General features: G+C 64.6%; 21 protein-coding genes. 8 read left to right on the top strand and 13 right to left on the bottom strand.

The window, feature by feature from the left end:
* The coding region (locus tag ACQRCJ_RS00595) for a hypothetical protein (RefSeq protein WP_427799171.1) at window positions 1-264 on the top strand (264 nt) is incomplete at its 5' end.
* A gap of 275 nt (window positions 265-539) precedes the next feature.
* Here ACQRCJ_RS00595 and ACQRCJ_RS00600 read toward each other — a convergent pair.
* The 5 genes from ACQRCJ_RS00600 to moaA form a co-directional block, all read right to left on the bottom strand.
* Window positions 540-1,256 carry a YczE/YyaS/YitT family protein gene (locus ACQRCJ_RS00600; protein ID WP_239463855.1) on the bottom strand — a complete coding sequence of 239 codons (717 nt, stop codon included), beginning with the start codon at window positions 1,254-1,256 and terminating at the stop codon, window positions 540-542.
* Window positions 1,257-1,563: 307 nt separating this feature from the next.
* Window positions 1,564-2,640 (bottom strand): Holliday junction branch migration DNA helicase RuvB, encoded by a 1,077-nt coding sequence (gene ruvB, locus ACQRCJ_RS00605; RefSeq protein WP_239463854.1) that lies wholly within the window; start codon window positions 2,638-2,640, stop codon window positions 1,564-1,566.
* Window positions 2,641-2,719: 79 nt separating this feature from the next.
* Window positions 2,720-3,331 (bottom strand): Holliday junction branch migration protein RuvA, encoded by a 612-nt coding sequence (ruvA, locus tag ACQRCJ_RS00610; protein WP_006008508.1) that lies wholly within the window; start codon window positions 3,329-3,331, stop codon window positions 2,720-2,722.
* Between the two features lie 48 nt (window positions 3,332-3,379).
* Window positions 3,380-3,793: an EamA family transporter gene (locus ACQRCJ_RS00615; protein ID WP_303956033.1), complete on the bottom strand. Its 414-nt coding sequence runs from the start codon at window positions 3,791-3,793 to the stop codon at window positions 3,380-3,382.
* Between the two features lie 352 nt (window positions 3,794-4,145).
* Window positions 4,146-5,153 carry a GTP 3',8-cyclase MoaA gene (gene moaA / locus ACQRCJ_RS00620; protein ID WP_300646439.1) on the bottom strand — a complete coding sequence of 336 codons (1,008 nt, stop codon included), beginning with the start codon at window positions 5,151-5,153 and terminating at the stop codon, window positions 4,146-4,148.
* Window positions 5,154-5,209: 56 nt separating this feature from the next.
* Here moaA and ACQRCJ_RS00625 point away from each other — a divergent pair, with 56 nt between their 5' ends.
* The gene (locus ACQRCJ_RS00625) at window positions 5,210-5,515 is read left to right on the top strand and encodes a DUF5334 domain-containing protein (RefSeq protein ID WP_006008500.1); all 306 of its coding nucleotides are present in this window, start codon (window positions 5,210-5,212) and stop codon (window positions 5,513-5,515) included.
* 54 nt (window positions 5,516-5,569) lie between these two features.
* Here the strand turns inward: ACQRCJ_RS00625 and ACQRCJ_RS00630 are convergent, their stop codons facing one another.
* Window positions 5,570-6,133 carry a hypothetical protein gene (locus tag ACQRCJ_RS00630; RefSeq protein ID WP_204674304.1) on the bottom strand — a complete coding sequence of 188 codons (564 nt, stop codon included), beginning with the start codon at window positions 6,131-6,133 and terminating at the stop codon, window positions 5,570-5,572.
* 166 nt (window positions 6,134-6,299) lie between these two features.
* Between ACQRCJ_RS00630 and ACQRCJ_RS00635 the strand changes: the two genes are divergently transcribed.
* The 3 genes from ACQRCJ_RS00635 to ACQRCJ_RS00645 are packed head-to-tail and all read left to right on the top strand — an operon-like array spanning window position 6,300 to window position 8,640.
* The gene (locus ACQRCJ_RS00635; protein ID WP_006008497.1) at window positions 6,300-6,683 is read left to right on the top strand and encodes a hypothetical protein; all 384 of its coding nucleotides are present in this window, start codon (window positions 6,300-6,302) and stop codon (window positions 6,681-6,683) included.
* Between the two features lie 5 nt (window positions 6,684-6,688).
* A complete protein-coding gene (miaB, locus tag ACQRCJ_RS00640; RefSeq protein WP_300706070.1) occupies window positions 6,689-8,035 on the top strand; it encodes a tRNA (N6-isopentenyl adenosine(37)-C2)-methylthiotransferase MiaB in 1,347 nt (448 codons plus the stop codon).
* Complete coding sequence (locus tag ACQRCJ_RS00645; RefSeq protein ID WP_297137717.1) at window positions 8,029-8,640, top strand: bifunctional nuclease family protein; 612 nt, start codon at window positions 8,029-8,031, stop codon at window positions 8,638-8,640. Before miaB ends, ACQRCJ_RS00645 begins: the two co-directional genes overlap by 7 nt.
* Before the next feature lie 160 nt (window positions 8,641-8,800).
* On the opposite strand, the gene ACQRCJ_RS00650 is transcribed toward ACQRCJ_RS00645, so the two are convergent.
* The 5 genes from ACQRCJ_RS00650 to ACQRCJ_RS00670 form a co-directional block, all read right to left on the bottom strand.
* Window positions 8,801-13,045, bottom strand: coding sequence for an acyl-CoA dehydratase activase-related protein (locus ACQRCJ_RS00650; RefSeq protein WP_427799172.1), 4,245 nt, complete (start codon window positions 13,043-13,045; stop codon window positions 8,801-8,803).
* A gap of 36 nt (window positions 13,046-13,081) precedes the next feature.
* The gene (locus ACQRCJ_RS00655; RefSeq protein ID WP_168935235.1) at window positions 13,082-13,786 is read right to left on the bottom strand and encodes a TetR/AcrR family transcriptional regulator; all 705 of its coding nucleotides are present in this window, start codon (window positions 13,784-13,786) and stop codon (window positions 13,082-13,084) included.
* A gap of 184 nt (window positions 13,787-13,970) precedes the next feature.
* Complete coding sequence (locus ACQRCJ_RS00660; RefSeq protein ID WP_303955984.1) at window positions 13,971-15,449, bottom strand: MATE family efflux transporter; 1,479 nt, start codon at window positions 15,447-15,449, stop codon at window positions 13,971-13,973.
* A gap of 356 nt (window positions 15,450-15,805) precedes the next feature.
* Window positions 15,806-17,227 (bottom strand): MATE family efflux transporter, encoded by a 1,422-nt coding sequence (locus ACQRCJ_RS00665; RefSeq protein ID WP_427799173.1) that lies wholly within the window; start codon window positions 17,225-17,227, stop codon window positions 15,806-15,808.
* A 121-nt stretch (window positions 17,228-17,348) separates the two neighbouring features.
* Window positions 17,349-18,179: a 1,4-dihydroxy-6-naphthoate synthase gene (locus ACQRCJ_RS00670; protein ID WP_204625408.1), complete on the bottom strand. Its 831-nt coding sequence runs from the start codon at window positions 18,177-18,179 to the stop codon at window positions 17,349-17,351.
* Between the two features lie 110 nt (window positions 18,180-18,289).
* Here ACQRCJ_RS00670 and mqnE point away from each other — a divergent pair, with 110 nt between their 5' ends.
* Together mqnE and mqnC are read left to right on the top strand one after the other, a co-directional pair.
* Window positions 18,290-19,423: an aminofutalosine synthase MqnE gene (gene mqnE, locus ACQRCJ_RS00675; protein WP_006008480.1), complete on the top strand. Its 1,134-nt coding sequence runs from the start codon at window positions 18,290-18,292 to the stop codon at window positions 19,421-19,423.
* On the top strand, window positions 19,420-20,547 hold the full coding sequence (gene mqnC, locus ACQRCJ_RS00680) for a cyclic dehypoxanthinyl futalosine synthase (protein ID WP_168935238.1): 1,128 nt from the start codon (window positions 19,420-19,422) through the stop codon (window positions 20,545-20,547). The genes mqnE and mqnC overlap by 4 nt, the downstream gene beginning before the upstream one ends.
* Before the next feature lie 607 nt (window positions 20,548-21,154).
* Here mqnC and ACQRCJ_RS00685 read toward each other — a convergent pair.
* Together ACQRCJ_RS00685 and ACQRCJ_RS00690 are read right to left on the bottom strand one after the other, a co-directional pair.
* Window positions 21,155-22,612 (bottom strand): catalase, encoded by a 1,458-nt coding sequence (locus tag ACQRCJ_RS00685; RefSeq protein WP_168935239.1) that lies wholly within the window; start codon window positions 22,610-22,612, stop codon window positions 21,155-21,157.
* A 218-nt stretch (window positions 22,613-22,830) separates the two neighbouring features.
* Window positions 22,831-23,280 (bottom strand): GlcG/HbpS family heme-binding protein, encoded by a 450-nt coding sequence (locus tag ACQRCJ_RS00690; protein WP_239463851.1) that lies wholly within the window; start codon window positions 23,278-23,280, stop codon window positions 22,831-22,833.
* Between the two features lie 248 nt (window positions 23,281-23,528).
* Here ACQRCJ_RS00690 and ACQRCJ_RS00695 point away from each other — a divergent pair, with 248 nt between their 5' ends.
* The gene (locus ACQRCJ_RS00695; RefSeq protein WP_006008470.1) at window positions 23,529-24,383 is read left to right on the top strand and encodes a menaquinone biosynthetic enzyme MqnA/MqnD family protein; all 855 of its coding nucleotides are present in this window, start codon (window positions 23,529-23,531) and stop codon (window positions 24,381-24,383) included.
* The last annotated feature ends 325 nt before the right edge of the window (window positions 24,384-24,708 follow it).

Below are 24,708 nucleotides of genomic sequence, written 5' to 3' on the forward strand. Positions count from 1 at the left end.
ACTTCGTTTTCGCTGTCAATAAGTTTTTTTATTTTCGCGAAAGTTTTTTTCGCGGCCCCGTCGGGGCAACTCGTTGGCGCGAGGGAGACTTATGTCTCATTTTCAAACCCGCGTCAAGAACTTTTTTGCCATCCGGGAAAATTTCTTTTTCCGTCGCCCTTTCGGACGTGGCCGGCTCGTTGGCGCGAACGGCTTTATGCGCCTTTTCAACTCCACCGTCAAGCATTTTTCCGCAAAAAAATTTATGGTTTTGCTCCCTGCTGACTGATTATTCAATCAACATACCGAAAAGACGCAGAAAATTCTTGATAAATTTCTTTGTCTTTTCCTTTTTGCCCTTCTCCTTTTTCCGCCAATCGAGGCCCTCCCCTCTCCCCTCCGGCCGGAAAGTGCGCCCATTTTCTTCAGAAGCACCGGATTCCTCCAGACCTTAAAGACCGTTCCGCAGCCATGATCTTTTGCTGTCCTCTTTTCGGCAGCGACACAAAACAAAAAAGGGAGCCCGAAGGCTCCCCTCTCATACATATCTATGGCAATACCTAGGCGGCATAGCTTTCCTGCAGCACCAGGCGACGACGGCGGGCTTTCTCCAGCTTTTCCTTTTCCCAGAAGAGCGGAGCCAGACGACGCGTCCAGCGGGAGAAGAAGCGGACGCTCATGCCCACCAGCACGGCCGAGATGATGGTGCCCTCGCGCAGGCCCACGATGGTATGCAGGACGGCCAGGCTGAGCAGCACCGCGGCCAGCACCATGGAGGAGTCCACCAGGACCTTGATGTTGCCGAAATTCTTGTGCGTGCGGAAGACGATGGCCACGACCATGCCCTCACCGGGCAGCACGGTGGCGTTGCTGATGATCTCCAGGCTCACGCCCAGGCCCAGGACCATGGAGCCCACCAGGCACATGAGCATCTGCTGCCAGTAGACATCAGTCACCAGATAGGAGGTGGCCCACATCCAGCCGTCGATGAACAGGCCGAACAGGAAGACCGCGGGGATCTGCATCAGATGCCCCACCGTAAAGTAACGACCCAGCAGGGCCTTTTGTACCACGAGAAAACAGATATTGGACAGAAAAGTCACGGTCCCCAGACTCAGGGGGAAGATGGCGCTCAGGGCGTACGGCAGGCTGGTGATGGGCGAGGTGCCCAGACAGGCATTGGTCACCAGCGCTACCCCCAGGGCACAGACCAGCAGTGCCACGGTGAAGCCCGCATAACGTTTGCACAACACAGATTTGTCAACAGTCACTTTCATTCTGAAAACTCCGACCACGTCCATACACAACGCGGTACTCCGGCGATGAAACCAAGGGGGGCGCCGTCTCCGCCCACGTGCCGCTCCTTCCGGCGCCGGTCGGGAAGGCAGGGCAAGGGGACGTTATCGAAACGACGTCCGCCGCGGGCAACGTCCCGCCGCCTTTTAGAAGAGAACAGAAAAGCGACGGCGCCGTTACCGGCGCGGCACAAATTGGAGCCGGGCTCCGGGAAGAACAGAAAAAAACGTTGCTGTCGCAACTATGCGGATGCGACAAAAAGCAGCGCAGCTGTTCTTCGTACGCCTCTCAGCGCAGTAAAAGGTTGAGGTGGCGGTAGGCTTTGGCGGTCACCATGCGACCACGGGGGGTACGCTTGAGCAGACCGCACTGGATGAGGTAGGGTTCGTAGATCTCTTCGATGGTACGCACTTCTTCGGAGCAGGCCACGGCCAGCGTCTTGAGCCCCACGGGTCCGCCGTCGTAGTGGGTGATCATGACTTCCAGCAGGCGTCTGTCCATGCGGTCCAGACCTATCTCGTCGACGTCCATGCGCCGCAGGGCCTCGGCAGCCTGTTCCGCGGTGATGACGTCGTGGCCGCCCATCATGGCAAAATCCCGCACGCGACGCAAGAGGCGGTTGGCGATGCGCGGTGTGCCGCGGGAGCGGCGGCCTATCTCTTCCGCACCGTCAGGAGTGACGGCGATGCCGAGGATGTGCGCCGTGCGCAGCACCACCCGGGCCAGTTCGGCGGGCGTGTAGAACTCCAGCTGCGAAAGGATGCCGAAGCGCCCGCGCAAGGGCGCGGAGATCAGGCCCATACGCGTGGTGGCCCCTACCAGGGTGAACGGCTCCAGGTCGATCTTGACCGTGCGGGCCGCCGGGCCCTGCCCGATGACCAGATCCAGCTTGAAGTCTTCCATGGCCGGATACAGCACTTCCTCCACAGCGATGGGCATGCGGTGGATCTCGTCCACGAAGAGGATGTCGTTGCGGGACAGGTTGGTCAGGATGGCGGCCAGATCACCGCTGCGCTCCAGCACCGGGCCCGAGGTGCAGACCAGGTTGACGCCCAGCTCGGCAGCCATGATCTGGGCCAGGGTCGTCTTGCCCAGACCGGGGTTGCCGTAAAAGAGCGTATGGTCCAGCGCGCAGCCGCGTTCACGGGCAGCGCCCAGATACACGCGCAGATTGGCACGCAGTTCTTCCTGACCGATGAAATCATCCAAGCTGCGGGGCCGCACGCTCTCTTCCAGCGCGGCGGTGCTCAGACCGGGGTCTTCCGTGCCGGCTGCGGGTGCGGGCGTGTGCTGTTCCGCAGGGGCATCCCAGTCATCATTGCCGAAAAAACGGGCTGCGGGGGAAGGGGAGGATTTCTGTGCCATGATGTCCAGTCGGTCAGGATTTGCCCCCTGCACAGGCCGGGCCTGCACGGGGAACACTCAAGAAAAAGAAAGCGCCGGTCTACAGACGACCGCGCGCCAGTGCCTTGAGCGCCGCCCGCAGAGCGCCGGTGACGTCAAGGTCGGGCTCCTGCAACAGGATGTTTTTGACCACAGGAGCGCATTCGTCTTCAGAATAGCCAAGATTGGACAAACCATCAAGCACGTCCCGGAACACGGAGCCCGGGCGGCCGTTGGGCGCCAGCACCGCCGCCTGCGGCACGTCCTCCACCTTGAGCTTGTATTTGAGCTCCAGAAAAACATGCTGGGCCGTCTTCTTGCCGATGCCGCTCACCCGGGTGAGGGCATCCACGTCCTCTTCCAGCACGATGCGGCGCAGGTCGTCGGGCCGGTACAGGGAAAGGATGGCCAGCGCCGTGCGCGCGCCCACCTTGGAGATGGTCAGCAGCACCTCGAAGACCTGCCGCTCCTCAAAGGTGGCAAAGCCGAACAGCTGCTGGGCATCCTCGCGCACCACCAGGCTGGTGTACAGGGCCACGCTTTCCCCGCGTCCGGGCAGGGATGCCATGGTGTGGGCGGGCAGATCCAGCTCGTAGCCCACGCCACCGCGCGTGACCACGATGCAGGAGGTGCCCCAGGTCTCGGCCAGCAGGCCTTCAAGATAGGCGATCATGGATGCTCCTTGATGTCATCGAAAAACAGGGATGCGGAGGCAGCGGCCTCACAACACCAGCAAAAGGGCCCCGGCCGTGATCAAGATGCCCCCGGCCACGGTCTTGGGATCACAGGGCTCGCCCAGGATGAGCACCCCCAGCAGCATGGCCAGAGGCACGCTGAGCTTGTCCAGCGGCGCGACCCTGGAGACGTCCCCCAGCTGCAGGGCCTTGAAGTAGCACAGCCACGACAGGCCCGTGGCCACGGCGGAAAGGAACAGGAAGAGCCAGGTATGCCCGCCGATCTGGCGCACCTCGCGCCAGGTGCCGGCATACAGGCTCATGCCCCAGGTGAGGAGCAGGATGAAGCCCACCCGGATGGCCGTGGCCAGCCCGGAATCCACGTCCCGGACGCCCAGTTTGGAAAAAATGGCTGTCAGGGCCGCAAACACGGCCGCCAGCAAGGCATAGACCTGCCACATGACGCTTTCCTCCCCTCTGTTGCCGGTCTCTCCCGCCGGGCCCTGGGGAACAGTCTCTGAGAGCTGTCATGCCGTGGAGACGCTGCCCGGGCCCCCTGCTCCCCTCGTGGGCAGGACGCCCCCCTGACCGGAGGATGCCGGCGGTGTCCGCGAGGCAGCGCTGCTCCGGGACGGTGCGGCGCGTCATTCGGAACCATGCAGGCAGGGACCGGGCTGCCTTTCCGGGGCATGGCAACAGACACGGCTGCCCCGAACAGGGAGGCAGCCCGTATCATTTTGTATCAATATATATGGCAAGGCCTGTTTTGCCTGCCCCCGCAAGGCCCTTGCCGTGCGGCAGGAGCGCCCTGCTCTAGCCGCCGATGGAGACCATCTTGCTGCTGGCCACAGCGCCCCCCTGCCGGGCCGCCAGCAGATCCGCGCCCACGGGCTTGCTCTTGCAGGCCTGGGCGATGACCCGGGCGATATGCTCATCCGTGACCTTGGGATGACGCAGCAGGGGCCGCAACGGATACTCCCTGTCGGCAAACAGACAGGTGCGCAGATGCCCGTCGCTGGTCAGACGCAGGCGGTTGCAGGACAGACAGAAATGGTTGGTCAGCGGCGTGATGAAGCCCATGCGCCCCTTGCCGCCTTCCAGGGCGAACATGCGGGCCGGGCCGCGCTGGCCCTCGTTGGCATCGCCCAGCGGCACCAGGCGGACGTGCTGCTCCACGGCGGCGCGGATGTCGCTGGCGGGCCAGAAATTCTCGGGGCTCCACAGGGTATCGCTGCCCATGGGCATGAATTCGATGAAGCGCACGTCCACGGGCAGGGTCATGGCCGCATGGACGAAGTCGGCCAGCTGGCCGTCATTGATGCCGCGCAGGCCCACGGCATTGATCTTGACCCGGATGCCCGCGGCCAGCATGGCGTCCAGGGCCCGCAGCACTTCGGGCAGCATGTCGCGCCCGGTCACACGGGCAAAGGTCTCGCGGTCGAAGCTGTCCAGCGACAGGTTCACGGCGCTGATGCGGATACGCTGCAGCAGGGGGATGTGCTCCTCCAGCAGCGTGCCGTTGGTGGTGATGCGGATGTCCAGATCGTCGAAGCGCTGCCGCAACCGCAGGAGGAAGTCGTCACAGCCCTTGCGCGCAAAGGGTTCCCCGCCGGTCAGACGCACCTTTCCCACGCCCATGCCGCGCACGATCTGCACCAGACGGATCATCTCCTCATAGCGCAGCACCTTTTCGTGCGGGATGCACTGGTGCCGGGCATTGCTGTGACAATACAGACAGCGCAGGTTGCAGCGGTCCGTCAATGACAGGCGCAGGTAACGTACCGTGCGGCCGTGGTCGTCGTGCAGGGCATGGATGCTCATCGTCCCTCCGGGGCCTCCTGTTGCCAAGAAGCAAAAATGGTTTTACACATGCAGCCATGAAGACACTCTTACGCAATCAGCGTGTCCGGCGTCTGCCGGCCGTCATCGCCCTGTGTGCCTCTCTGGCCCTGCCGCTGCCCGCGCTAGCCTGGGACGGCTTTGATGCGGATTCCGCCGACCTGGTGGAGATCATCCCCGATGCCCTGCCCAACAAGGGCGACACCGTGGACGTGCGCAACTACAGCAATGACGAGACGACCACCTGCCTGGTGGTCTCCGTCACCCGCAACAGCCGCACCGTGGAGATCGTGGTCCGCACGCCCGACGGCGAAGCGCACACCCTCGTGATGGAAGGCCGCTAGCCGTCGCGGACGGTCGCGCCGGAACCCTGGGGCCCCGGCGCGACCGGGTCATGCCTATTCGTCGGCGCCCTGCTCGTAGCCGGGCAGCACCACACTGGCAGCCTCGCTTTTGCCCTGTCCCTTGGGGCAGTTGGACTGCAGATGGCAGATCTCGCAGCCGCCCTTGAAGGGATAATGGGTCACCAGAGCAAAACGGCGGTTCAGGGTGGGGGCATCTTCACGATATTCCAGGCCCAGGCCGGACAGGGCCTCACGCAGGGCCTCGGTGGGACGCGGTGCGGGCGCACAGCCGGCATCTTCCACCTGGGGCAGCACTTCCTGCACGGCGGCCATGCACATGTACTGGGCCAGGTTGTTGTCCTGCCAGCCGTCCGAAGGGGATTTTTCCCAGGCGGCGTCCACCTGCTGCTCCACGCTCTCGGGCAGCCAGACGGCCAGATAGGAGATCTTGGCTGTCTTGATCTCGCAGACCTTGAGTTGCGGCATCCACTCTTCCCACAGCTTGCACAGCCGTTCCAGCGTCGCGCCGCCCAGGCGCGATTCCTGGCTCAGGGTCATGAAGCCTTCCATATCGAAATAGGGACGGATCTCGTGTTCCGTAACGGTAATCTCGCTCACAGTCTCTCCTTGCGGGCATCAGGATGAGCCCTTCTTTACCGTGCTATTGTAACCAAGGACAGGCGACCGTCAAGCCTGCACATCCTTTCACATGCGCCGGGCCCGCCGGGCTTTACTATTGCGGCCGTCTTCTTTACCATCCCCCATATTTTTTCAAGGAGCCTGCATGAGCAACCAACCCGAGCTTCCCAAGAAGATCCGCTACAAGTACGTCATGGACGACAGCGTGCGCATGAGCACCGCCCACGGCGTCTGGGGCGGCATCAATCCCCAGGGAGAGATCGAACTCAATTTCTATGAGGAAAGCGATTCCCTGCCCCAGTGGTCCGAATGCCTGGTGGCCCCGGACGGTTCGCTGGGCCCCGAGATGATGGACGAGGAGAACCTGGAAGTGCGCGAGGTGGTGCGCCGCATCAACACCCGCGTGCTGCTCAACTACAACACGGCCCGCGCCGTGCTGGAATGGCTGGAAGACCGCGTCGCCGCCCTGGAGATGGACGAAAGCGGCATGGCCGTCTACCCCCGCAACATCACCGGCCCCGAACAGTAGAAGACATGATCGACAACAGCTTCCACATCATCACCTTCGGCTGCCAGATGAACGTGCACGACTCGCAGTGGCTGGCCCGCGCCCTCGAAGCGCGCGGCTTTTGCGAGGCGCCCCTGGAAGAGGCCCGCGTGGTGGTGGTCAATACCTGTTCCGTGCGCGAAAAGCCCGAACAGAAAGTCATGAGCACCCTGGGCCGCATCCGCCAGGTCACCGGCAACTCGCCGCGTGTGCTGGTGGCCGTCACCGGCTGCGTGGCCCAGCAGCTGGGCGAAAAACTCTTCAGCCGCCAGGTGCGTCTGGTGGCGGGCAGCGACGGCATCAGCGGCGCGCCCCAGGCCATCGAACGCCTGCTGGACGAGCCCGCCCTGCGTCTTTCCCTGCTGGACTTCACCAGCCATTACGTGGAGCGCGAACCCGGCGCCGATACGCCGTCCGCGCCCGTGGGCTTCGTGAACATCATGCAGGGCTGCGACAATTTCTGCGCCTACTGCATCGTGCCCTATACCCGCGGCCGCCAGAAGTCCCGTCTGACCCCGGCCATCCTCGACGAATGCCGTCACCTGCTGGACCGCGGCGCCCGCGAGATCACCCTGCTGGGGCAGAACGTCAACGCCTTCGGCCGCGATACGCACGGCGACGGCGTCAGCTTTGCCGCCCTGCTGGAAAAAGTGGCCGCCCTGCCCGGCCTGAAGCGCCTGCGCTACGTGACGCCCCATCCCAAGGATATGGGCCCCGAAGACGTGGCGGCCTTCGCGAACATCCCGCAGCTCTGCCCGCGCCTGCACCTGCCCCTCCAGGCCGGTTCCGACGTCGTGCTCAAGCGCATGGGCCGCAAGTACGACAGCGCCCGCTATCTGGAGCTGGTGGCCAGCCTGCGTGACGCCCGCCCGGACATCGCCCTGTCCACGGACCTCATCGTGGGCTTCCCCGGCGAGACCGAGGAAGATTTCGCCGCCACGCTGGAGCTGATGCGCGCCAGCGACTTCATGTCCAGCTTCTCCTTCTGCTATTCGGACCGTCCCGGCACCCGGGCCAGCCGTTTCCTGGACAAGATCGCCCCCGACGTGCAGCAGGATCGTCTGCTGCGCCTGCAGGCCCTGCAGGAGGAGCTTTCCCAGCGCTGGCTCGACGCCCGCGTGGGCCAGGAATGCGAAGTGCTGCTGGAGAACGCCAGCCGCCGCGAGGCCACCGACGACGACAGCCTGCAAAGCTGGCAGGGCCGCGACATCTACGGAGCCCTGGTGCATGTGCCCCTGCCCGCCGGCGACCATACTGGCCGCCTGGTCAACGCCCGCATCGTGGAAGCCAAGAAGCACAGCCTGGTGGCCGAAGCCACGGGACAGCCATGGTAGAGATGCACGTGGAGGGCCTGAGCCTCGACCCGCAGACACGAAAACCCATCGTCATCCTGCGGCAGAACGACGGCAAGGGCCTGCTCCCGCTCTGGATCGGCGCCATGGAGGCCATGACCATCTCGCTGGTCCTCAACGGCGAGGAGCTGCCCCGCCCCCTGGCCCACGACCTGCTGCTCATGGTGGCCAAGGCCCTCAACGGCACGCTCACCGGCGTGGACATCGTGGACTACAGGGACGACATCTACTACGCGGTGCTCCTGCTGCGCGGCCCCTCGGGCCTCATCAGCGTGGACTGCCGCCCCTCGGACGGCATCGCCCTGGCCCTGCGCGCCTCGGTGCCCATCCGCGTCAAGACCGAAGTCTTTGAAAAGGCCGCCCGCGAGCAGGAGCCCGGCAGCATCCATCCCGCCACCCGGCACCAGGCCGGTTCCGATGCCGCCACCGACATGGCCCGCACCGCCGACGCCCGTAAGGAGGCCGACACCCTGGCCGCCCTGCTGGCCAAAGGCGCCGTGCCCGAAGATCTGGGCGAGGCCGCCGGGCCGGAACGGCTGCGCGACCTTTTGCGGGCCCTGGAGCCCGTATCGCGGAACAAGATGTAGAAAATATCGTTCCGGGAGGTCTCTGTTGCAATACATTCAGGGATCTCAACGAATCAAGATGACAACCGGTCATCATCCACTGAAATGCAAAACAGCCCGAAACCTTCCGGTTTCGGGCTGTTTTTTCAGACAGATCCAGTGATGCCTGTGCTCCCTGTCATCAGGCCTGCTGCAATTTGGCGTGGGCCATGGACATGAAGAGCTTGATGCGGTTGAGCTGGTTGGCCTCGCTGCTGCCGGGGTCATAGTCCACGGCCATGAGGTTGGCCGCAGGACGCAGGCGCTTGAGTTCCTTCATGACGCCCTTGCCGGTGATATGGTTGGGCAGGCAGCCGAAGGGTTGCAGGCAAAGCACGTTGGTGGCGCCGTTGTCGATGAGCTCCAGCATCTCGGCGGTCAGCAGCCAGCCTTCACCGGCCTGGTTGCCGCGCGAGATGATGCCCTTGACGCTGTGCGACAAGTGCCGGATGCGGGACACGGGCATGAAGATGCTGCCCTCCAGGGCCTTGCGCATGGAGGCGCGCAGCATCTCCACCCGCATGATGAACAGCCAGCTGCCCAGCGCGGGCAGGATGCGTCCGCCCAGCCGCTTCCAGCGGTACATGGGATCCATGAAGCAGTACAGGAAGAAGTCCATGATGTCGGTGAGCACGGGCTCGCCGCCTTCGTCCATGATGTGCCGGGCCACATGGTTGTTGGCATCGGGGTGGTACTTGAGCAGGATCTCGCCCACGATGCCCACCTTGGGCCGGACCACGCCGTCACGCGGGATCTTCGTGAAGTCTTCCACGATGCGGCGCATGTCCTTGCGGAAGGCACGGGTATCGCCCTTGCCCGCCACTTCGCGGGCGCGCTGCGTCCAGCGTTCCAGCAGGGCGTCGGTATCGCCCTTGTGCAGCTCGTTGGCCCGGCAGGACATGGAGACACGCTGCAGCATGTCGCCGTACAGGCAACTCAGGATCATGCGGTGCAGCAAGCAGCCCGACATCTTGAAGCCCGGCTGCTTGTTGAGGGAACCGCTGCTCAGGGTCAGGATGGGCACCTGCGGGAAGCCCGCTTCCTGCAGGGCCTTGCGCAGAAGGGCCGGATAATTGCTGGCGCGGCAGGGGCCGCAGGTCTGGGCCAGCATCAGGGCCGTGCGCTGCGGGTTGCACCGGCCGTTGAACAGGGCGTCCAGCATCTGGCCGATGACCACGATGGCCGGGTAGCAGGCGTCGTTATGGACGTAGTTCAGGCCCAGCTCGATGGCCCGGCGGCTGACCACGGGCAGCACCTGCAAGCGGTAGCCCGCGCTGTTGACCGCCGCCTCCATGATGGAGAAATGCAGCGGCGCCATCTGCGGGGCCACGATGGTGTGGGTCTCGCGCATGTCTTCGGTGAAGTACGGGCTTTCCGGACGCGGGGACTGCCGGAACTCCGGCGCCCTGCTCTCGCGGCGTTCCCGCACCGCGGCCAGCAGCGAACGGATGCGGATGCGGGCCGCCCCCAGCGACGCGCCTTCGTCGATCTTGATGAGCGTATGCAGGCGACCGTGATGGGTCAGCAGTTCCGCCACCTGGTCGCTGGTCACGGCATCGAGGCCGCAGCCGAAGGACGTGAGCTGCACCAGCTCCAGCAGGGGACGCTCGCAGACCAGGGCCGCGGCCCGGTACAGACGGGAGTGGTAGCTCCACTGGTCCACCACGCGCAAAGGATCGCGCAGCACGCCCAGATGGGCCACGCTGTCCTCGCTGAGCACGGCCGCGCCCAGCGACGCGATGTAATCCGGCAGGCCATGATGCACGGCAGGGTCCGCATGGTAGGGACGGCCGCACAGCACGATGCCCAGCCCCCGTTCACGTTCCACCTGGGCCAGGATGCGTTCGCCCTCGGCCCGCAGTTCGGCACGATAGGCCTCCTGCTCGGCACGGGCCGCATGGGCCGCCTCCCACAATTCCAGCTTGGGCAGGCCCAGCACTTCGTGCAGGCGGTCCACCAGGGTGTTCAGATGCTCCAGCGAGACGAAGGGCGTGTACAGATGCGCGCCCAGCTCCCGCACCTCGTCGGTGTTCAGGCGGATGACCTCGGGATAGCCGGAGACCACGGGGCAGTTGTAGCCCCGCACCGAGGTATCCTGCCCTTCACGCGGCAGACAGGGGAAGAAGATCTCCCGCACGCCCTGGCGCAGCAGGGCCGTCACATGGCCGTGGGCCAGCTTGGCGGGATAGCAGACCGTCTGGGACGGCATGGACGAAAGCCCCAGATCGTACAGCTCCTTGCCCGATGCCGGGGAAAGCTCCACCCTGTAGCCCAAGCGGGTGAAAAAGGTGAACCAGAAGGGATAGTGCTCGTAGATGTTGAGCACACGGGGGATGCCCATGCGGCCGCGGGGGGCCTGCTCCGGCTCCAGCGGCTGGTAGCGGAACAGGCGCCGGGCCTTCCAGGCGTAGATGTTGGGCATGACCGGGACATCGTCCTGCGAATCCCCCATGCCGCCGCGTTCGCAGCGGTTGCCGGACACGAAGCGGTGCCCGTTGGAGAAACGATGCACCTTGAGCAGACAATGGTTGCCGCAGCCACGGCAGCGCACGGACTTGGTCGTGATCTCCAGCGAGCGCAGCCCGGCGGAACTCAGGGGCGTGCGCTCCTCCTGTCCGGCACAGCGGCGCAGGGCCAGCAGGGCCGCGCCGTACGCGCCCATGAGCCCGGCGATGTCGGGACGGCTGACCTCGCGTTGCAGCAGGTTTTCCATGACGCGCAGCAGGGCGTCGTTCATGAAGGAACCGCCCTGCACCAGCACGCGTTCGCCCAGCTCGTCGGGCGTGCGCAGGCGCAGCACCTTGTACAGGGCATTGCGGATGACGGCATAACAGAGCCCGGCCGCGATGTCGCCAATGGAGGCGCCTTCCTTCTGGGCCTGCTTGACCTTGGAGTTCATGAACACCGTGCAGCGCGAGCCCAGATCCACGGGATGGCGGGCAAAGAGCGCGGCCTGCACGAATTCTTCCATGCTCAGGTTCAGGCTTTGGGCAAAGGTCTCCAGAAAGGCCCCGCAACCGGCGGAACAGGCTTCATTGAGGGTCACGCCCGCGATGCAGCCCTGCCGGACCTTGAGGCATTTCATGTCCTGGCCGCCGATGTCGATGACATAGGTGGCGTCCGGTACCAGACGGCAGGCCGCCTTGAGGTGGGCCACGGTCTCCACTTCGGAGATGACGGAGCCCAGGGCAGCCCGGGCGTAGTCGGCGCCGTAGCCCGTGGCCGCACTGGCCTGTATCCAGGCACCGGCGGGCAGACGGTCCACCAGATCGGCCGCATAGGGCAGCAGCCCGGCCAGCGGATCGCCCTGGTTGCGCTGGTACCAGGTGTCCAGCACGGCACCGTTGATGTCCACCAGCACGGCCTTGACCGTGGTGGAGCCCAGGTCAACGCCCAGATAGAGCGGGCCCGAGGCCTCGGCCAGCCGGCCGCGCGGCGCGGCGTCCTGACGGTGACGGTCGAGGAAATCGTGGTATTCGGCTTCGGAATCGAACAGGGGCGGCAGGCTGGCGCTGGTCTCGCCCTCAAACGTACGGGTGCGGGCGCGTTCGGCCAGTTCGGCCACGCTCACGGGCGCGGAAGCCACGGGCCGCCCCATGCCGGGGATGTCCACCAGGCTCAGGGCCGTACCGCGCGCCACCACGTACTGGGCGTCCGGCACATCCACCACGTCTTCGGGAGCCATGTGCAGGGTCTCCACAAAGCGGGCCTTGAGCTGGGGCAGGAAATGCAGGGGCCCGCCCAAAAAGGCGACCTTGCCGCGGATGGGGTGGCCGCAGGCCAGGCCGCCGATGGTCTGTTCCACCACGGCCTGGAAGATGGAGGCCGCCAGATCCTCGCGGGGCGCGCCTTCGTTGAGCAGGGGCACCACGTCGGTCTTGGCGAAGACGCCGCAGCGGGACGCGATGGGATAGATGGTGGTGTGGCGCGCGGCCAGGGCATCGAGACCGGCCGCATCGGTATCCAGCAGGCTGGCCATCTGGTCGATGAAGGCCCCGGTACCGCCGGCACAGGCCTCGTTCATGCGCAGATTGTCCGAACCGTCGGAAAAATAAAGGATCTTGGCGTCCTCGCCCCCCAGTTCCACAGCCACGTCGGTCTGCGGCGCCAGGACGGCGATGGCCCGCGACGTGGCCAGTACCTCCTGCACGAAAGGCAGCTCCAGGGCCTGCGCCAGCCGCAGGGCCGCAGAGCCCGTCATGGCCGGACGCACCACCAGACCGGGCCGCCGTTCGGCCAGATCCTCCAGCAATATGCGCAAGGTCGCGCGCACCGCCGCGCCATGACGTTCATAACGGGCTTCCAGCAGCGTGCCCCGCGCATCCACCAGGGCCAGCTTGACCGTGGTGGAGCCTGCATCGAGCCCGAGATACAAAGCTTCTTCCATTACCTGATTCCCCCGCTTCTGCCGGATAAATCTCGTCTATCGTCTTTCGTCGTATCCGGTCCCGCACCCGGCCCCTGCCGAGCGGGCGCGCCACTTGGCCGCGGCATCGTCCAGCCCGGCAAAGATGAAGTCCTTGACCATCTGGTCAAGGGACGCGCTTTTTTCTGCCAGGTTCGGGAACAGACTGTTGGCAAAGGCCGGATCCAGCATGATGAGCATCATGCAGGTCCCCATGGAACTGGCGATGCAGCAGTCCAGCTGGGAGGCCTCCTGCGGGATGCCGGTGATCTCGCTCAGCAGGCCGCGCAACAACCGGGCTTTGGGATGCACCTTTTCCTGCAGGAAAGGATCCACAAAGCCCGCCGGCGAAAAAAACTCCCGTGCCAGCACCCGCACATGCCAGCTGCGCGGCCCGTGCAGATGGGCCAGCAGCTCGTCCAGCGTACGCGAAAGCTTTTCGCGCGCCGTGCCCTCCGCCAGGATCTGGCGCAGGCGCTCCAGCGTGAAGAGACGGTCATGGGCCTCGGCCAGCACGGCCGCATACAGCCCTTCGCGGCTGCCGAAATGATAATTGACCGCCGCCATATTCACATGGGCCCGTTCACAGACCTGTTTGCTGGTCATGTTGGCATAGCCGCACTCGGCCGCCAGCTGCCCTGCCGATTCCAGTATCCGGGCCCGGGTCAGATCCCCGTCACCGCGCTTGCCGCGCTCGTGCCCCCCGTGGGAAATACTGCCCATTACCGCCTCATAGTGCTAAAGTTCCATTATCCAATCAAGAATATTTCCTGCCATGTTCAAAAAACGTTAACGAATTAAAATTCAAATTTCAATTATTTTTCTTGCCGCCGGGATCAGCATCGCGGCGTGGCAAACGGATAAAAAGAAGGCCCCGCGGCATGGTGCCGCAGGGCCTTCCAGAACGTCAGCGCTGGATGCGCCGCCGTACGGCTTCGGCATCCAGACCATGCAGATGGTGCACGCGTATCAGGTAACACAGGGCCCCGAAGCCCAGGGCCACGATATAGGAGATCCAGAAGCCCGCAGGCCCCATGGCCGGGACGATCCAGTCCGTACGGGCCAGCGTGAAGCCCAGGGGCAGGCCGATGATCCAGTAGGAGGTGAAGCAGACCAGCGAGATGATGCGGGTATCGTTGTAGGCACGCAGGATGCCGATACTGATGGTCTGCAGGGCGTCCACCAGCTGGTAGCAGGAACCGAGCAGCAGCAGGCTCATGGCCAGGGCCGTCACGGCGGGATCGTCGTTATAGATGTGCACGATCTGCTCGCGGAACAGGGCCGTGCAGGCCGCGATGATCAGCGAGGAGACCGCGCCCATGCACAGGGCCGTGCGGGCCGAAAGACGGGCCCGGCCCAGACGCCCGGCCCCCACGCTCTGCCCCACCCGGATGGCCGCCGTGATGTTCAGCGACAGGGGCAGCATGAAGACCATCCCGGCAAAGTTCATGGCGATCTGGTGCCCGGCCACGATGACCTTGCCCAGCGGTGCCAGCAGCAGTGCGGAAAGTGCGAACAGCGAGACCTCGAAGAACACGGCCAGCGCACCGGGCAGGCCGATGCGCAGGATGCGCCAGATCAGGGGAAAGTCGAAACGGCACGGCACCGGCTCGGGCGTATAGGGAGCGGCCAGGGGGCTGGCGTCATCACGGGCGCGGGCCTCGCAGCCGCAGGCAGGGGCCGTGCGCGGCAGCAGCAGGGGCAGGAACAGGGGATGCAGATCCCGGTACTGGGCATCCCGGCGCACGTAGTAGATCATGCAGGCGGCCATGAACCAGTAGCACAGGGCGGTGGCCACGCCGCAGCCCACGGCCCCCAGCTGGGGCAGGCCCAGCTTGCCGTAGATGAGCACATAGTTGCAGGGCACGTTGAGCGCCAGCCCCAGGATGCCGATGATCATGGCCGGGCGCGTGCGGGCATAGCCTTCCAGAAAGCTGCGCACATTGACGAACAGCATGAAGCCCGGCAGGCCCCAGAGCATGGCGCGCAAGTAACCGCCGCCCAGGCGGGAAAGCTCCTCATCCAGCCCGAAGGACTGCAAATGCCAGGAGATGACGTAAAAGGCGGTCATCAGGATGGCGCTGATGACCAGCGTGAGCCAGATGCCCTGCCGCAGCAGGTGCGGGGTGCGCGAACGCTGCCCGCCGCCCACCAGATGGGCGCTCATGGCCGGCAGGGAAAGCAGGCAGCCGATGCCCAGCAGGGAAAGAGGGTTCCAGATGGAACCGGCCACCGCCACGGCAGCCATGTCCGCCGTGCTGGCCTGACCGGTCATGGCCGTGTCTACGAAGTTCATGCCCATCTGTGACATCTGGGCCACAAATACAGGGAGGCCCAGAGCAACAAAGCGCCGGGCCTCGGACAACGAAAAGAACTGGTTCTGCATGGTCTCCCATCCGCAGCCGGAAATATCCGGTTACAAGACAAGCCCTTATGCCGGGCCGGAGGCAGGCGGGGCATCCTGCCGGCACAGCCGTGGCAGGGTACGGTCCGCGCCCCTCCTATACCTGCTCCCCCCTTGAATGACAAGCCCGCGCCATACCGGGAAATACCTTCCCGAAAAGCCGACCGCTTTTTCTTTGCCGGCACGGCCCGCAATGCCCCTGTCCTGCCGTGGCGGCACATGTTCCGTCATGGCAGGCACGTCCGTGAAGATGGGCCTTCAGCCACGCAAAAAAGGAGAGGCCTTGCCATGCCTCCCCTTCCCCGCGTGCGTATCCGGCTAAAATCCATCGCTCCCGCTCAGCGGCGGATGCGCTGGCGCACGGCCTCCGCATCCAGCCGGTGCAAGCGGCCCATGCGCAAACGGTACAGGCTGAAGCTCACCCACAGGGCCAGGCCGTAACCTATCCAGAAGCCGGTGGCGCCCATGGCGGGCACCAGCCAGTCCGTCCGGGCCAGGGTCCAGCCCGTGCCCAGCCCCACGATCCAGTAGGAGAACAGGCAGACGCCCAGGATGTAGCGGGTATCGTTGTAGGCGCGCAGCACACCGATGCTCACCGTCTGCAACGATTCCGGGATCTGGTTGACGGCGGCGAAGACCAGCAGGCCCACGGCCAGCCCCAGCACGGCGGGGTCCGAGTTGTAGATCTGGGCGATCTGCGGCCGCAGGCACAGGGTGGCCGTCATGGTCAGCAGGGCCAGGCCCAGCCCCAGGCACAGGGCCGTGCGGGCCGAAAGGCGGGCCCGTTCCAGACGCCCGGCCCCCAGGTTCTGCCCCACCCGGATGGCCACGGTGATGTTCAGCGACAGGGGCAGCATGTAGACGATGCTGGAAAAGTTCATGGCGATCTGGTGCCCGGCCACCACCACCTTGCCCAGCGGTGCCAGCAGCAGGGCCGTGACCGCGAACAGCGATGCCTCGAAACAGGCGGCCAGCGCACCGGGCAGGCCGATGCGGAAGATGCGCCAGACCAGCGGCCAGTCCACCCGCCGGACCTCGCCGCCCTCCCCTGCCGTACGCGGCAGCAGCAGGGGCAGGAACAGCGGCCCCAGCTTGCGGCAGCGTGCCTCGCGCCGGGCATACAGGGCCAGGGTCAGGCCCATGAACCAGTAGCACAGGGCGGTGGCAACGCCGCAGCCCACAGCCCCCAGCTGGGGCAGGCCCAGCTTGCCGTAGATGAGCACATAGTTGCAGGGCACGTTGAGCGCCAGCCCCAGCAGGCCCACGAGCATGGCCGGACGCGTGCGGGCATAGCCTTCCAGAAAGCCGCGTACGTTCACGAACAGCATCATGCCCGGCAGGCCGAAGAGCATGGCCCGCAGATACCCGGCCGCCAGCGGCGCCAGCTCGGCATCCAGGCCGAACAGCTCCAGATGGAGGGAAAGGAAGGCGAACACGCCCATAAGCACCAGCGACAGCAGGCTCGAAAGCCAGAGGCCCTGCCGCAGCAGATGCGGGGTGCGCTGCTGTTCGCCGCCGCCCACCAGATGGGCCATCATGGCGGGCAGGGACAAAAGGCAGCCCATGCCCAGCAGGGAAACCGGCACCCAGATGGAGCCCGAGACGGCCACGGCGGCTATGTCCGCCGTACTGGCCTGGCCGGTCATGGCCGTGTCCACGAAATTCATGCCCATCTGGGCGATCTGCGTCACCAGCACGGGCAGGCCCAGCGCCAGGAAGCGGCGGGCCTCATTGAGGGAAAAGAATCTGTTCTTGGTCATCATGTTCTGTGTTGGAGGCAAAAACAGGGCCGTTCCCTGCGGAACGGCCCTGAAAAGGCCCCGGCGGCATGACCGCACGAGGCCCCCGGATACGTACGAACAGGCCTGATGCGGCCCTGCTTTACAGGAAGAGCCCCGCCTCGGGCAGGCGCAGGCCCTGCATCTTCGCCGCGGTCTCCACCAGACGGGCGATGGCCTGACGGCCCGTTTCGCCCAGGTCACGGCTGTACTCGGTGACGAAGGTCTTGATGTGGGCCGAGGTCACGCTCTCGGCCAGCTCCTGCGCGTGTTCGCGGATGAATTCCGCCGAGGCGCGCGGGTTGGCATTGGCATAGTCCACGCTGGCCGTGATGGCCGCTTCGATGGCGCGGGCCAGCTCCACGGGCACGTCGCGGCGCACGGCGATGGCGCCCAGCGGCAGGGGCGCATGATAGGTGGCTTCCCACCACTGCCCCAGGTCCAGCAGCTTCACCAGGCCGCGGTCGGCATAGGTGAAACGGCCTTCATGGATGATGACGCCCATGTCCGCCTCGCCGGTGAGCACCGCATCCATGACATCGCTGAAGAGCATCTCTTCGCGCGGGCCCTGGAAGCCGCCGTGCAGGGTCAGCAGCAGGTTGGCCGTGGTCATGAGGCCCGGCACGGCCACGCGGGCCGTTTTCCATTTTTCTTCGGGCAGGTCCTCGCGGGCCACCACCAGCGGGCCGCAGCCCCAGCCCAGGGCGGCGCCCGAGGCCATGATGGCATAATCGTCCATGATGTAGGGCACCACGCCCAGCGAAAGTTTGGTCACCGGCAGCTTCTTCTGCCGGGCAAGGGCATTGAGCTCCTCCACGTCGGCCATGTGCGGCGTGAAGTGCGCCGGGGACGGCACCAGATGGTGCAGCAGGGCATGGAAGATATAGGTATCATTGGGACAGGGCGAAAGGCCCAGCGTCATGTTCTCCGCCACGGGACACCTCTCTTTGTTTGATCCGGCGTAACAGTTTGACAGGCAGCGAGACTGGAACATATACTGCGCTGTTCCGGCCTTCGGCCAATCATCATTTGAGGATAACCATTATGCTGGATGCTTCCTATTACGCAAGCCTCGGGCTTGCCGACGTTCTGGACAAGGTCCTTGCCGGCCAGCGCCTGAGCGCCGAAGACGGCATGGCGCTTTTCGCCTGCCCCGATATCACCGCCGTGGGCGCTCTGGCCCACCACGCGCGTTGCCGCATGCACGGGGACAAGACCTCGTATGTGGTCAACCGCCAAATAAATTATACCAATGTCTGCGTCAACGGCTGCGTGTTCTGCGCCTTCCGCCGCGACCGCGAAGAAGACCAGGGGGCCTTCTGCCTGAGCACCGAGGAAGTGCTGGAGCGTCTGCGCGCCGCTGACGCCACGCCCCTGCATCTGGACGAGCTGCACATCGTGGGCGGCTGCCATCCCACCCGTCCTTTCCAGTGGTTCCTGGACACCCTGCGCGCCGCGCGCGAGCTCAATCCCGACCTGCTCATCAAGGCCTTCACCCCGGTGGAGATCGCCCACTTCGCCAAGATGGAAGGCTGCTCCACCCTCGAAGTGCTGCAGCGCCTCAAGGAAGCCGGCCTGGTCATGATGCCCGGCGGCGGCGCCGAGATCTTCGACGAGGGCCTGCGCGCCCAGATCTGCCCCCACAAGGCCGGTTCCGCCGAGTGGCTGCGCATCTCCGGCGAGGCCCACAGCCTGGGCATCAAGACCAACTGCACCATGCTCTACGGTCATCTGGAGACCTACGCCATGCGCGTGGACCATCTCTGCCGCCTGCGCGAACAGCAGGACAAGAGCGGCGGTTTCACCTGCTTCATCCCCCTGCCCTTCCTGACCGAGAACAGCAAGCTCAAGCTGCCTGAAGAAAAGCTCGGCCCCGTGCGCGGTCTCGACCAGCTGCGCACCGTGGCCGTCTCGCGCCTGATGCTGGACAACATCCCCCACATCAAGGCCTACTGGATCATGATGGGCACCAAGCTGGCCCAGACGGCCCTCTGGTACGGCGCCGACGACCTGGACGGCACCGTGGTGGAAGAGCATATCGGCCATATGGCCGGTGCCGGTTCCGCCCAGGGCCTGACCCTCAAGGAACTGGAATTCATGATCCGTGAAGCGGGCTTCACGCCCGTGCGGCGCAACGCCATCTTCAATACCGTCCAGACCGAGGAGGCCCGCGCATGAGCGACCAGCAGTTCCGTCCGGCGCACAGCGCCTTTGACGAAAGCCCCGAAGTGAAGGAGGCCGCGGCCCTTTCCCTAGCCGGGAAGCGCCTGGACCGCGCCGCCGCCGAAGCCCTGTATTACGGCGCCTCTCTGCACACGCTGGCCCAGCTGGCCCACGCCATGCGCCTGCGCCTGCATCCCGAGCCCATCGTCACCTATGTGGGCGACCGCAACATCAACTATTCCAACGTCTGCGTCTGCGCCTGCCGCTTCTGCGCCTTCTTCCGCGCGCCCGAATCCGGCGAAGGCTACGTCATCACCCGCGAGGAGATGGCCCGGAAGATCGACGAGACCCTGCGCCTGGGCGGCACCCAGATCCTGCTGCAGGGCGGGCACCATCCCGACCTGCCCCTGGAATGGTACGAAGACCTGCTGCGCTGGATGCGTGCCACCTGGCCCAGCCTGCACATCCATGCCTTCTCCCCGCCGGAGATCTTCTTCTGGTCGCAGAAGTTCGGTCTGAGCGTGGACGAGGTCATCTCCCGCCTCAAGGCCGCCGGTCTGGACTCCATCCCCGGCGGCGGCGCCGAGATCCTCCAGAACGATGTCCGCGCCCAGGTCTCGCCCAACAAGTGCAGCGCGGACCAGTGGCTCTACGTCATGGAACGCGCCCACAACCTGGGCATGCGCACCACCGCCACCATGATGTTCGGCCATGAGGAAGAGCCCCGCCACCGTCTGGACCACCTCTTCGCCGTGCGCGAGGTACAGGACAGGACCCACGGCTTCACCGCCTTCATCCCCTGGACCTTCCAGCCCGCCCATACCCGCATCAACGTGACGGCCCCCCTGCCCGCGCCCGCCTATCTGCGCCTGCTGGCCGTGTCGCGCCTGGTGCTGGACAATATCCCCAACATCCAGTCCTCCTGGGTGACCATGGGGCCCGAAGTGGCCCAGCTGGCCCTCTTCTACGGTGCCAACGACTTCGGCTCGCTCATGATCGAGGAGAACGTGGTGGCCGCCGCCGGCGTGTCCTACCACCTGACCCGTCATGAGATCCACAAGATCATCCGTGCCGCCGGCTTCACCCCCGTGCAGCGCACCATGAACTACACCCCTGTGGATCCTCAGCTCGAAGACTAGCTGACCATAAAAAGATGATGCGAGGGGGAGGCCCCCCTTTTGTGAACAAAAGGTGCGGCCTCCCCCTCGCGCTCCCCCTCCACGCCAAAAAACTTTGCCCGGATCTGTCCTTTTCCCGCAGGCTCGGACATCGTGTATTGGTGTGAAAAACGGGAAAAAAGCCCAGCAGGTTCTGCCGGTCCACCAGTGCGGCGGGCGTAGGATATGCCCTCAGGTACCGGGAGATCCCCGCAGACAAAAAGATACGGAAAAGCGGACATGGCCGTGATGGTCATGTCCGCTTTTTTTGCCGGCAGCATTCCGTCAGCGGAAGCTCTGCCGCGACACGGCGTGTCTTCCGCGCCTGCAACGACGAAGCGCTGCCGGGGCACTGGGAAGGACTCCTTTTCCGGACCGGCTGAAAGGACATGCTGCCGCTTTCAGCCGGAACCCAGCCTTGCGTGGGCCTTTTGGGGAAAAGGAGACCAGGGAGAGCCATCGGCCCGCAGGGTGCCACCGGATACCGGCCCTCAGGACGTATGCCGCGACGGGGAGGAGGATCCGTCGCTGCGCAGGAGACTCCGGTACCGGCAGCAGGGACAATGGCCCCCTGTCTCACATTGTTTCTTTAGATCTCGCTTTCCGGGATACCGCAGGCCCGGGCCACGCCCGCACCGTAGGCGGGGTCGGCCTTGGCGCAATGACGGATATGGCGCAGCTTGATCTCGCGGGGCGCGTCGCCCAGGGCGCGGGCCGTATTGCCGAACAGCTCTTCCTGCTGTTCCGGCGTCATCACGCGGAACAGCTTGCCGGGCTGCTCGAAGTAGTCGGCATCATCGCAGGGATAGTCCCAGCGGTCCGCATCGCCGCTGATCTTCAGGGGCGGCTCGCTGAAGTCGGGCTGTTCCTGCCAGGCACCCGTGCTGTTGGGCTCATAGCTGGTATAACTGCCGTAGTTGCCGTCCACCCGCATGGCGCCGTCCCGGTGGAAGCTGTGGTAGGGACAGCGGGGACGGTTCACCGGGATCATGTTGTGGTTGACCCCCAGGCGGTAACGCTGGGCATCTCCATAGGAGAACAGACGGCCCTGCAGCATCTTGTCGGGCGAGACGCCGATGCCGGGCACCAGATTGGCGGGATTGAAAGCCGCCTGCTCCACCTCGGCAAAGTAGTTCTCGGGATTGCGGTTCAGTTCCAGCACGCCCACTTCGATGAGGGGATAATCCTTGTGGTACCAGACCTTGGTCAGGTCAAAGGGATGATAGGGCAGCTTTTCGGCGTCCTCCTCGGGCATGATCTGGAAATACAGGGTCCAGCGGGGGAAGTCGCCCTTTTCGATATGCTCGTACAGATCGCGCTGGTGGCTGTCCCGGTCACGGCCGATGAGTTCCTGCGCCTCGGCATCGGTGAGGTTCTTGATGCCCTGCTGGGTCTTGAAATGGAACTTGACCCAGAAGCGCTTGTTCTCCGCATTGATGAGGCTGTAGGTGTGGCTGCCGAAACCGTGCATGTGGCGGTACGACGCCGGGATGCCGCGATCGCTCATGACCACGGTGATCTGGTGCAGGGCTTCGGGCAGCAGGGTCCAGAAGTCCCAGTTGTCCGTGGCGCTGTGCATGTTGGTGCGCGGGTTGCGCTTGACCACATGGTTCAGGTCGGGGAACTTGAGCGGGTCACGCAGGAAAAAGACCGGCGTGTTGTTGCCCACCATGTCCCAGTTGCCCTGGTCCGTGTAGAATTTGACGGCAAAGCCGCGGATGTCGCGTTCCGCGTCCGCTGCGCCGCGCTCGCCGGCCACAGTGGAGAAACGGACGAAGACTTCGGTCTGCTTGCCGACCTCGGCAAAGAGCGAGGCCTTGGTATACTGAGTGACGTCATGCGTCACCGTGAACGTCCCGTAAGCACCGGAGCCCTTGGCGTGCATGCGCCGCTCCGGGATGACCTCACGGTCGAAATGGGCCAGTTTTTCCTGGAACCAGACATCCTGCATCAGCATGGGGCCGCGCGGACCGGCAGTCAGGGCATGATTGTTATTGGCTACCGGCGCACCGGCACTGGTGGTCAGGCGGTCATTTTTATCAGTCATATGCTTTCTCCTTGGTTTGCGCACCTGGTTGGTGCAGTGACAGCCTCCCCCCAGGAGGTATCGTAAGGAAAGAAATGCCATGACCGGCAACTTTTGTAAATAGGAATTATTACTATTTAGTTATTTTCTTACTTTTTCCGCCGGATCTCCCTCGGGCAGCGGGCAGCCGCCCGCATGTCACGCCGCACGCCACGCGGGCCAGTGCCCCGCACGCAGGACTAGTGCTGCAACACCAGCAGGCCGATGCGGGCCAGACGTCCGTCTTCACTGCCGTGGGCACCGCCGACCCCGATACCGCCCACCACCACATTTTCCAGGATGACGGGGATACCGCCTTCCATAAGGGAGAAATTGGGGTCGAGATAACGGATGTCCGAGGGGATGGAGCCGTCCCGTATGCCACGGGCTATGGCGACCGTCTCGCGCTTCTGGGAGGCCGCCGTGTAGGCTTTTTTGTAACTGGCGTTGAGCGTATGCACACCGGCGTGATGGTCGCGCAGCACCGCCAGTATCTGGCCGGAGCGGTCCACCACGGTCACGGTGACGGCATGCCCGCTCTCGCGGGCCTCATGCATGACCACCTCGACCATGGCCTGGGCCTGTTCACCCGTCAGGACAGGCTCACGCACGATGGCGCCCGCGGTCTCGTTTTCCAGTGCTGCAGCCATGACCGGAATCCCCCCAAGCAGCGTACCTGCCAGCAATACGAGAAAAAAACGTTTGAACATGACTCACCTGCTTTTTTCCATCATATACAGGAAGGCCAAGGGACGTCAAAACGCCTGCCCCCGCCCTTTCCTTTTTGGCGGCGGCCTGTTATGCAGCATTCCGGGATGCGTCCGCACGGGTGCCTCCCTTCCCACTGCCCCCGGACAGCCCACCAAGAAACGGCCGCTCTGCGGCCAGGAGGAATGCCATGTCCAGTGAACCCGGTCTGCCCGCTGATGCCCTGCGCATGGGCCGTATCGGCTACCTCAACGTCCTGCCCATCTATCATCCCCTGGAAGCGGGCATCATCCCCCACGATTTCGAGATCATCTCCGGGCCGCCCGCCGTCCTCAACAACATGATGGCCCGGGGCGAGCTGCACATCTCCTCCAATTCCTGTTTCGAATACGCCATGCGCCCCGAGCGCTACCATTTGGTGGAGGATCTTTCCATCGGCTCCCACGGCAATGTCATGAGCGTGCTGCTCATGTCCCGCCGCCCTGTGGAACAGCTGGGCGGCCAGACCATCCTCATCAGCGGCGAGACCCACACCTCCGTGGCCCTGCTGCGCCTGCTCATGAAGGACCACTACCACTGCGACGTGAACTACGTCACCGGCGCCGTCACGCCCACCCTGGGCACGGACAGGGCCCCCGAAGCCTTCCTGGCCATCGGGGACGAAGCCCTGCGCCTGCGCAACCATCCTGACTATCCCTACCGTCTCGACCTGGCCGATGCCTGGGTGGAATGGACCGGCCTGCCCTTCATCTTCGGGGTCTGGGTGGTCAGCCACGACGCCGTGCAGAAAAAGCTTTTCCACAGCGACCCCGGCGCGCTCATGCGTCAGGGCCGTGACTGGGGCCTCTCCCATATGGATGTCATCCTCGACCTCACCGGCCACGGTTGCCCCCTGTCCCGCGAGGAACTGACCGTCTATTACAACGAAGGCCTGACCTTCAGCCTGGGAGAACGCGAACTGCAGGGCCTCAGCCTCTTCTACCGCAAGCTGGCCGACGCCCGCATGATCCCCGGCGTGCCTCCCCTGCGCTTCTTCCACATGTAAGCAAGTTTTTTGGGGGAAGGAGGGACCTTGCCCTGCTGTCGATGCCCGTAGCTCCCTTCGTCGCAACGGGCACGGCCTGCGGCCGCCTTCGGTCGCCGGCTTGCGCGCAAAGGTCCCTCCTTCCCCCAAGCCCCCATCCTCCTCCCAACGCGCTTTATGCAGGAGGATGGACTCCCCGGTACGACGCCGGACAGCCCCCATTGCCGGTCCCCCGGCAAAAATGGCCAAGACAAGCACGGCTCTCTGACAAAGAGGCCTGCGCCCAAAACAAAAACGCGGAAGGCACTCTGCCCTCCGCGTTTTTGTTTTATACCGGACATCCGTT

Origin of the sequence: Desulfovibrio sp. SGI.102, assembly GCF_050314315.1 — a bacterium.
Classification (GTDB): domain Bacteria; phylum Desulfobacterota; class Desulfovibrionia; order Desulfovibrionales; family Desulfovibrionaceae; genus Desulfovibrio.